Raw genomic sequence first — 9336 nt, forward strand, 5'->3', positions numbered from 1 at the left:
CCGCCGGCGCCGGAGCCCGCGCGGGCCGAGGAGGCGCCGGCCTCCCGAGCCGAGCCCTCCTAGGGCGTCGCCGGCGCCGGGGTCTGGCGGGCGATTCCGCCGCCCGGCAGGCGGGCCTGGTAGGGGCCGAAGCGCGCATCGGGACGCATGTAGTCGGTGGAGACGTACTGGGCGCCGGATGCGAAGGCGGCGTCGCGTGGGGCGGTGTCGTTCTTGCGGGCTTCCCAGGTGTCGGCGTCGGCGCGGGTGCGGACGATGAGCCCGGCCTTCACGGCGGCCCGGATGCGGGCGTTGTCCTTGATCGGCTCGTTCAGCGTGATGTAGCCGGCGGCGGGAGAGCCTTCGTCGATGTTCACGAACATCATCCGCCCTTCGAGGCTCCTTCGAGCGCCCCGGTAGACGGCGACGACGTCGGGGGATTCGTCCATCGCCAGCATGATCTTGCCGCGGGCCTGCTTGAGCGTCGGCCAGGCGCCGGCCATCACCGCCTCGCGCAGTGTCTTGTGCCTGCCCTGCACCTGGTCCGGCGTGATCAGTTCGCCGGGCTTGAACACCGAGCGGATCTCGGCGTCGACGGCATCCATGGCCGCGGCGTCGAACGGCAGCAGCGGGACCGCGCCCGGGACCTTCAGCTGGTCCTGCTTGAGGTTGAAGATGATCAGGATGGGGACGTGGTCGGGGTGGGCCCTGGACCAGGCGCGCACCTCCCTGAAGCAGTCGACCAGCATTGGACAGACCGAGCGGTAGTCGATGTCGGGCACGTGCAACACCTTCATCCCCGGCTTGCTGAGCGGGCCGAGATCGTAGGGCGTGGTGGCGGGCGCCATCTTGCGGCCGAGCGGCGTCGAGAAGCGGCCACCCTTGGGATCGTAGACGAAGTCGAGCTCCAGCTCGCGCGCGCCGTCGTTCAGCTGGTCGGTCAAAGGGATGTGACTGTAGTCGAGAGTATCGGCGGCCTTCGGATTGCGGGCCCGCAGGTTGGCCATTTCCAGGGGCGCGATGGCCATCTTGTAGCTGTTGTGGGTGCCCATGGTCTGCAGGGCGTTCATCTTCAGGCCATCCACCGCCGCGCGCGTGCAGCCGGCCTTGCCCGACGGATGCTCAAGGTCGCAGGCGGGAGAAAGCGCGACGGCGGCGGCGGCGAGCAGAGACGCGATCATCAGGTCACTCCAGCAGAGGCGAATGACGGCACTGTGAAGGTTCGGCGGGCGGCCGACTAGGCCCAGGGAATAGTCAGCGGCTCAAGGGGATAACGGCCGGCGATCAGGTCCGGCAGGCCGCTGACGAGGGCGCTCGGATAGACCCGCTCCTCGCAGGCCCGGAGTTCGTCCAGCGACCACCAGCGCAGGTCGTCGACCAGCGCGCGCTCCAGCTCCTCCCAGCCGTCGCGGCTGGGCTCGCCGCCGGAGCAGCGGGCGACGATATAGTGTTCGCGGAACATCACCAGCTCGCCGGTGGAAAGCTTCAGCGGCCCGTCGCGGCGCCAGATCACCGGGCCGAATTCCACGGCCTCGAAGCCGGTCTCCTCGCGCACTTCCCGCACCGCGGCCTGCAGCACCGTCTCACCGGGTTCGGCGCCGCCGCCGACGGTGAACCACGCGGCCTTGCCCTGCGGCGCGCCCGGCAGGCGACCCTTCATCAGCAGGATGCGGCTGTCCGGATCGAACAGCAGAACGCGCACTGTCGGCCGGTCGCGCAGCGGCGGCTCGCTCATCCGCCCACCAGGGCCAGCCATTCGTCCTCGGTCAGCACCTGGATGCCGAGTTCGGCGGCGGTCTTGAGCTTCGAGCCGGCGCCGGGGCCGGCCACCACCAGGTCGGTCTTCTTCGACACCGAGCCGGAGACCTTGGCGCCCAGGCGCTCGGCCTGGGCCTTGGCCTCGTCGCGGGTCAGCTTTTCCAGCGCGCCGGTGAACACCACGGTCTTCCCGGCCACGGCGGTGTCCTGCTTGGGCTGCTCGGCGTCGAGGATGGTCAGCTCGCCGACCAGATCCTCGACGACGCGGCGGTTGTGGTCCTCGGCGAAATAGCTCGCGGCGGCCTCGATCACCGCGGTTCCGATCTGGTCGAGGTTGTCGAGTTCCTCGATGGCGGCGGGGTCGCGGTCGGCGACCTTGTCCATGGCCGCCAGGAAGTCGGCCACGGTTCCATAGCCGCGGGCCATGACCACGGCGGTGGTCTCGCCTATGTGGCGGATGCCGAGGCCGTAGATGAAGCGATCGAGGGGGATGGTCCGGCGGGCCTCGATGTTGTCGAGCAGGTTCCGCACGCTGGTCTCGCCGTATCGCTCGGTTTCCAGCAGCTCGGCGCGCTTCTCATGCAGGCGAAAGATGTCGGCCGGGGTATTCAGCCAGCCGCGCTCGATGAAGGCGACGAGCTGCTTTTCCCCGAGCCCTTCAATGTCGAAGGCGCGGCGGCTCACAAAATGCCGCAAGTGGGCCAGCTTCTGGAACGGACAGGCGAATTCGCCCGAGCAGCGGCGCACCACCGTCTCGGCGCCCGAGGCCGTGGTCTCGCGCACCAGGGGCGTGTGCAGCGCGCACGGGCAGTGGGTCGGGAAGACGTAGGGCTCGGGCCCGCGCGGCTCATCGGTGACCACGCCGACGACTTGCGGGATGACGTCGCCGGCCCGCTGCAGGATCACCGTGTCGCCGATCCGCAAATCCTTCCGCGCGATCTCGTCGGCGTTGTGCAGGGTGGCGTTGACCACCACCACGCCGCCGACCGTCACCGGTTTCAGGCGTGCGACCGGGGTCACGGCCCCGGTGCGGCCGACCTGGATGTCGATGGCTTCCAGGATGGTGCGCGCCTGTTCGGCAGGGAACTTGCGCGCGATCCCCCAGCGCGGCGCGCGGGAGACGAAGCCCAGGCGCTGTTGCCAGTCCAGGCGGTCGACCTTGTAGACCACCCCGTCGATGTCGAAGGCGAGCCTGGGCCGCTCGGCCTCCATGAACCGGTAGGCCCGCAGGAGGCCCTCCACGCCCTCGACGCGGCGCGACTGCGGGGTGATCTGGAACCCCCAGGCCTTCAGCGCCTGCAGGGCGTCCCACTGGGTCTCGGCGAACGGCCCACTGATCAGACCCCAGGCATAGGCGAAGAAGCGCAGAGGCCGGGTGGCGGTGACTTTCGGGTCGATCTGGCGCAGCGAGCCCGCCGCGGCGTTGCGCGGGTTGGCGTAGGTCCGCTGGGTAGCCGCCTCGGCCGCAGCGTTCATGGCGGTGAACTCGTCATGGCCGAGGTAGACCTCGCCCCGCACCTCGATGACCTTCGGCCAGCCGGAGCCTGCCAGCCGCTTGGGGATCTCGCCGATGGTGCGGACGTTGGCGGTGACGTCCTCGCCGATCCGGCCGTCGCCGCGCGTGGCGGCCTGGACCAGGACACCGTTCTCGTAGCGGATCGAACATGAGAGGCCGTCGATCTTCGGCTCGGCCGTGTAGGCCACCGGCTCCTCGCCCAGCCGCAGGAACCGGCGCACGCGTGCGTCGAACTCGGCGGCGTCCTCGTCGGAGAAGGCGTTGTCGAGGCTGAGCATGGGCACGCCATGCTCGACCGGCGCGAACTGCTCCGAGCGCGCCGCGCCGACGCGCAGGCTCGGGGAGTTCTCACGGACCAGGTGCGGGAAGCGCGCCTCGATCTCCGAGTTGCGCCGTTTCAGGGCGTCGTAGTCCGCGTCGGAGATCGTCGGCGCGTCCTCGCGGTAATAGCGGCTGTCGTGCGCGGCGATCTCGTCGGCGAGCCGCGTCAGCTCGTCGAGCGCGTCGGCTTCAGTGAGGTGGGCGACGTCGGTCACTTTTCCCTCCCCTTCATGGGGAGGGTCGAGCCGGCGCCAGCCGGCCGGGCTGGGGAAGTCGCGTCCAAGCTCCCAATGCCGATCTTGACCCTCACTTCCCCACCCGTCTGTCCATTGCGGAGTTTATCCTCGGGCCGGCATTAGCCGGACCCGGGGGCTCCAGCCACCCTCCCCATAAAGGGGAGGGAAAAGAAGCGCTACGCCTTGATCAGCGCCCTGGCCGCGGCCCGCGCCGCATCGGTGATCTCGGCGCCGGCGAGCATGCGGGCGATCTCTTCCTCGCGGTCGGAGGCGGAGAGCACTTCGACGGCGGTGCGGACGCGCTCGCCCTCCCCGGCCTTGGCGATGCGCCAGTGGGCTTCGGCGCGGGCGGCGACCTGCGGCGAGTGGGTGACCACCAGCACCTGGGCTTCCGCGGCGAGGCGCTTGAGGCGCAGGCCGACCGCGTCGGCGACCGCGCCGCCCACGCCCTGGTCGACCTCGTCGAAGATCATCAGCGGCTGGGGGCCCGAGCCGCGGCCGGCCAGGGCGGCCTTGAGCGCCAGGGCGAAGCGGGCCAGTTCGCCGCCCGAGGCGATGGCCCCCAGGTCTCCAAACGGCGCCCCGGGGTTGGTGGAGATCTCGAAGGCGACGCGGTCGAGGCCGGTTGGCCCGGCCTTGTCCTCCGGCAGGGCCGCGACGGCCACTCGGAAGCGGGCCTTGTCGAGCTTGAGGGGGGCGAGCTCGGCCATCACCGCGTCGGCCAGCCGCCCGCCGGCCGCGGCCCGCGCGGCGCTGAGCCGGCCGGCCTCGGCTAGGTAGGCCTCGCGTGCGGCCTCCAGCGCAGCCTCGGCAGCCTTCAGGGCGTCTTCGGAGCTTTCCACGGCCCGCAGGCGCTCGGCGAAGCGGGCGCGCAGCGTCGGTAGCGCCTCGACGCTGACCTGCAGCTTGCGGGCCAGACCGCGCAGGTCGAACAGCCGTTCCTCGGCCCTTTCCAGGCGGTCGGGCTCGAAGTCGAAGGCCTCGGCGGCGGCGTCCACCGCGGCTTCCGCCTCGCCGGCCTCGATCAGCACCCGGTCCAGCGCCGCCGAGGCCTCGGTCAGGCGCTTCACCGCCGTCCCCGCCTCCGCCGCACCCGCGAGCAATGCCCGTTCCCGCGCGCGATCGAGCCCGCGCACGGCTCCGGCCATCCGGGCCGAGAGCCCATCGAACACCTCGCGGGCCCCGGCGATGTCGGCCAGCGCCTTTTCCGAGGCGCCGAGGATGGCGCGCTCCTCGGCCAGCTCGGTCTCCTCGCCCTCGCGCGGATCGAGGCGGTCGAGCTCGGCCAGGCGCAGGGTCAGCTCCTCGGTCTCGGCGGCGGCGCGGGCCACCTCGGTGCGTAGCGCCTCGACCTGCCCTTGCGCCTCGCGCCAGCCCCGCCAGCGCTCTGCGGTCGCCCTTCCCTGCGCCTCCAGGCCGCCGAAGGCGTCGAGCATGGGCCTGTGGGTGCGGGCGTCGAGCAGGCCCACGGTTTCGTGCTGGCCGTGCACCTCCAGCAGCGCCTCGCCGACCTCCTTCAGCACGCCGACGCCGGTCGCCTGGTCGTTGACGAAGGCGCGGCTGCGCCCGTCGGCCGAGAGCGTGCGGCGCAGGACCAGGTCCTCGTCGCGGGCGTAGGACAGCCCCTTCTCCTCCAGCAGGTCCCAGACCGGATGGGTGGGCGCCGGCGCGAACACCGCCGAGGCCGCCGCCTGCGCTGCGCCGCGCCGCACGAGGCCTGCCTCGGCGCGGGCGCCGACCGCCAGGCCCAGTGCGTCGAGGATGATCGACTTGCCCGCCCCGGTCTCGCCGGTCAGCACGGTGAGGCCCGGCCCGATGGAGAGGTCCAGGGCCTCGATCAGCACGACGTCGCGGATCCACAGTCCGATCAGCATGGCGGTGAGGATGGCCGGGAATCAACGGCGGACGGAAGCGCCACCGCGCCACAGTTGATCACTTTTTGTTCTCATTGCCAACCGGCGGCCGGGTCACGCCTTCCAGGCGGCGAAACCTACTTCGTAGGGATGGGCGTCGGATCGGGGTCCGCGCCGGTGTCGTCCGACTTATCCTTGGTGAAGGGGATGTGGAAAATGCTGCGCTTTTTCTTCTTCTTGGGCGTGTCGTTCGAGGTGTCCGGCTGAGCCTCGGCGGCGGCGGGCGTGTCCGACTTGGCGGTCTGGGCCGTGGACATGACCGCGGCGGTCGTCTGCAGCCCGGCGGGCGGCTGGGCGGTGCGCGACTTGTCCTTGGTCATGGGCACGACGTGGAACACGCTGCGCCTGGCGCTGACCGCCGGGATCACCGCCGGGCGCAGGCCCTTGGAGGTGAGCAGCTTGTAGGCGTCCTCGTACCAGGCGTCCCCCGGGTAGTTGTAGCCCAGCACCGCGCCGTCCTTCTTGGCCTCGTCGAGCAGGCCGAGCGTCAGATAGGCCTCCACCAGGCGGTAGAGCGCCTCGGGCGCATGGCTGGTGGTCTGGTAGCGGTCGACGACGGTCTTGAAGCGGCCAATGGCGGCCAGGGTGTCGTTCTGGCGCAGGTACCAGCGGCCGATGGTCATTTCCTTGCCGGCCAGCTGGTCGTTGACCATGTCGATCTTCAACCGCGCGTCGAGGGCGTATTCGGTCCGCGGATAGCGGGTGGTGACCTCGCGCAGGTTGTCGAGCGCCTGCCCGGTGGCGGCCTGGTCGCGGCCGACGTCGACGATCTGCTCGAAGTAGCAGACGGCCTTCAGATAGTGGGCGTAGGCCGCGGCCGGGTTGCCCGGATAGAGGGAGATGAAGCGGTCGGCGTCGCCGATCGCTTCGGAATAGTTGTTGGCCTGATAGTGGGCGAAGGCCTGCATCAGGATCGCGCGGCGCGACCACTCCGAATAGGGGTGCTGGCGCTCCACTTCCTGGAAGTAGTCGACCGCCTGGCTCCACAGGTGCTTGTCCATGCGGTCGGCGCCGGTGGAGTAGAGCAGTTCGACCGGGCGCTCCTCATAGGCCAGCCGGGTCTTGGGCTTTTTGGTCCCTGAACAAGCGGCGACCGCGAGGGCGCAAAAGACGGCGACGAGTGCAGGGCGAGCCCACGAATTGCGAAGCAAGGACACCTTCACCTCAAAGGACCAGACGCGCGCCCCCACGCGAGAAATCGCTTCTACACCAGGGGGCGGTCAGAGCAACCGAAAGCGCGGTCGCATCCTTATCTTCCCCCGTGAACGCCTTCCCTTCCCATTCATGGGAAGGGGAGACCGGCCACACGAAGAGCAGACCGTGGGAAGGGCAAGCGGCAACCGCGGCGCCTGAGGCTTGCCCTCTCCACCACTCGCTTGGAGCCTGTCCTCGGGCCGACCTACGGTCGGTCCCGGGGGGCGAGTGGTTCCCCTCTCCCGCTACGCGGGAATGGAAACTCAGACTGCGACGGCGATTTCGTCAGCGAAGGTGCGGATGCGCCAGGCGTCGGGCCGCGCGGCGAGCGCGCGGACCAACTGATTGTTGATGCCGTGGCCGGCCAGCTCGCCCTCGAAGCGGCCAAGAATCGGCGCGCCCAGGACATAGAGGTCACCGATGGCGTCCAGCGCCTTGTGGCGGACGAACTCGTCGGGGCGGCGCAGGCCCTCGGGGTTCAGCACCCGGTCGCCCTCGATCACCACGCAGTTCTCCAGCGTGCCGCCGCGCGCCAGGCCAATGGCGCGCAGGGCCTCGACCTCATGCAGGAAGCCGAAGGTGCGGCAGTCGGCCAGCTCGTGGCGGAACACCGCCTCGTCCATCGGCATGTCGATTTCCTGGCGGCCGATCACCGCTGTCGGGAACTCGATGGCGAAGGCCACCTCGAAGCGCATCGCCGGCTTCAGGGCGGCGCGCTTGTCGCCGTCGACCACCTCGACGGTCTCCAGAATCTCGATGAACCGGCGGGCGGCGGCTTGCGGACGGCGCCCGGCGCGGTCGAGGATCTTCAGGAACGGCCAGGAGGAGCCGTCCATGATCGGCATCTCCGGCCCGTCGAGCTCCACCACCGCGTTGTCGATGCCCGACATGAGCAGCGCGGCCATCAGGTGCTCGATGGTGGCGACGGTGACGCCGGCGGCGTTGCCGATCACCGTGCCCAGCTGGGTCTTGCAGACCGACTCAGGCGCGGCCGGAACCCGGTTGTCGCGGTCGGTGATGTCGATGCGGACGAAGACGATCCCCGCGTCCGGCGCCGCGGGCCGCACGGCGACCTGCGTGTACTCGCCGGTGTGCACGCCCACGCCCGCGAACAGCGCCGGCGCCTTGACGGTATGTTGGAAAGCCCCGCTCTGGAAACCGTCTGCCGCCACCGTGGGACCTTCCCTGAACTGGATCGCCGGCGCCGATCACCGGGGAGCGCCCACCTGCCGGTTAAGGCTGTTGGTGCGACGCAGCAAAACAATCCCTGTTTCGCAATGTTTCGGTATCCGGAGGGTTAACGGAGCCTTGCCAAGACACAGCGCCGCAGGGGTCCTGCGGACCCCTGCGGCGAAATAGAAACACTAAGTGAGAACAGTTAGTTGGCGAGGCGGCGCAGGAAGGACGGGATTTCCAGGTCCTCGCCGTGCTGGGCCTCTTCTTCGGGCGCGGCGGCCTCGGCTGGCAACGCGCCGCCGCGGCTCGGCATCGGACGCGCCGGCGGGGCGATCGGCTGTGGCGCGTCGTAGCGCGGGCGGCTGCCGAAGATGCTGAGGAATCCCCCGCGCGGGCGGCGCTCCTCGTAGGCCGGCTGCGCGAACAGCGGCTCGTCCCCGGCCTCGGCGACCGCGGGATCGACGATGCGGACCACCGGCTGGATAACCAGCGGTTGCGCCCCAGCCTGGGCGGCCGCCGGTGCGGCATACAGGTCGGGCTGCTCTTCCTCGGCCGCCTCGGCGGCCAGAGCCGGCTCGGGCTGGCGAATCGGCTCGGGCCCGGCGTAGGCCGGCGCCTCGGCGGGCTCGGACGCCGTGGTGCGGGCATCGGACACGCGCAGCGGCGGGGCGGTCATCGGCCGGCGCTCGAGCTTCGGCTCGATGGCGGCGATCGAGGCGCCGTCCATCCCGGTGGCGACCACTGAGACGCGGATCATGCCGTCCAGCGACGGGTCGAAGGCCGCGCCGAAGATGATATTGGCTTCCGGGTCGACCTGCTCGGAGATGGCGTTGGCCGCCTCGTCGACTTCCAGCAGGGTCATGTCGAGGCCGCCGGTGACGTTGACCAGCACGGCCTTGGCGCCCTTCAGCGAAACCTCGTCGAGCAGCGGGTTCTGTATGGCGTTCTGGGCGGCCATCAAGGCGCGGTCGTCGCCGCCCGCCTCGCCGGTGCCCATCATCGCCTTGCCCATCTCGGTCATCACCGTGCGGACGTCGGCGAAGTCGAGGTTGATCAGGCCGGGCAGCACCATCAGGTCGGTGATCGAGCGCACGCCCGAGTGCAGCACCTGGTCGGCCATGCCGAAGGCTTCGGCGAAGGTGGTCCGCTCGTTGGCGACGCGGAACAGGTTCTGGTTGGGGATGACGATCAGGGTGTCGACGTAGCGCTGCAGCTCGCCGATGCCGGCGTCGGCCAGGCGCAT

The 9336-nt window shown here is 70.3% G+C and carries 6 protein-coding genes and 1 pseudogene; all 7 read right to left on the reverse strand.

Annotated elements, in window-relative coordinates:
- Positions 1–59 precede the first annotated feature (59 nt).
- Positions 60–1160, reverse strand: coding sequence for a phosphatidylinositol-specific phospholipase C1-like protein (locus tag JWP28_RS06065; RefSeq protein ID WP_299541099.1), 1101 nt, complete (start codon positions 1158–1160; stop codon positions 60–62).
- Between the two features lie 56 nt (positions 1161–1216).
- Positions 1217–1714 (reverse strand): NUDIX domain-containing protein, encoded by a 498-nt coding sequence (locus JWP28_RS06070; protein ID WP_299541101.1) that lies wholly within the window; start codon positions 1712–1714, stop codon positions 1217–1219.
- Positions 1711–3789 (reverse strand): NAD-dependent DNA ligase LigA, encoded by a 2079-nt coding sequence (ligA, locus tag JWP28_RS06075; RefSeq protein WP_299541102.1) that lies wholly within the window; start codon positions 3787–3789, stop codon positions 1711–1713. The genes JWP28_RS06070 and ligA overlap by 4 nt, the downstream gene beginning before the upstream one ends.
- A gap of 197 nt (positions 3790–3986) precedes the next feature.
- Positions 3987–5684: a DNA repair protein RecN gene (gene recN / locus JWP28_RS06080; RefSeq protein WP_299541103.1), complete on the reverse strand. Its 1698-nt coding sequence runs from the start codon at positions 5682–5684 to the stop codon at positions 3987–3989.
- 344 nt (positions 5685–6028) lie between these two features.
- Positions 6029–6886: pseudogene (locus tag JWP28_RS06085) on the reverse strand (outer membrane protein assembly factor BamD); the annotation flags it as partial.
- Between the two features lie 294 nt (positions 6887–7180).
- Positions 7181–8089 (reverse strand): UDP-3-O-acyl-N-acetylglucosamine deacetylase, encoded by a 909-nt coding sequence (gene lpxC, locus JWP28_RS06090; RefSeq protein ID WP_299541105.1) that lies wholly within the window; start codon positions 8087–8089, stop codon positions 7181–7183.
- A gap of 206 nt (positions 8090–8295) precedes the next feature.
- A partial coding sequence (locus JWP28_RS06095; protein WP_299541107.1) for a cell division protein FtsZ occupies positions 8296–9336 on the reverse strand: 1041 nt, incomplete at its 5' end.

This window comes from Phenylobacterium sp. (genome assembly GCF_028290885.1).
Taxonomy (GTDB): domain Bacteria; phylum Pseudomonadota; class Alphaproteobacteria; order Caulobacterales; family Caulobacteraceae; genus Phenylobacterium.